The 233-nt window shown below is 66.5% G+C and carries 1 protein-coding gene; it reads left to right on the forward strand.

All coding sequences use genetic code 11. The features are described from left to right. Window positions 1–233: membrane dipeptidase (locus tag SM757_RS35370; RefSeq protein WP_322468921.1), on the forward strand; the 233-nt coding region annotated here is incomplete at both ends.

Raw genomic sequence — 233 nt, forward strand, 5'->3', positions numbered from 1 at the left:
TGCTACAACACCCAGAACCTGATCGGCACGGGCTGCTACGAGCGCGACGGCGGCCTCTCCGGCTACGGCCACGAGGTCATCGCCGAGATGAACCGCGTGGGCATCATGGTGGACCTCTCGCACGTGGGCGCCAAGACCAGCGAGGAGGCCATCCTCGCCTCCAAGAAGCCCGTCACCTACAGCCACTGCCTGCCCGCGGGCCTCAAGGAGCACCCGCGCAACAAGAGCGATGA

This window comes from Azohydromonas lata, from assembly GCF_034427735.1.
Taxonomy (GTDB): Bacteria; Pseudomonadota; Gammaproteobacteria; order Burkholderiales; family Burkholderiaceae_C; genus Azohydromonas; species Azohydromonas lata.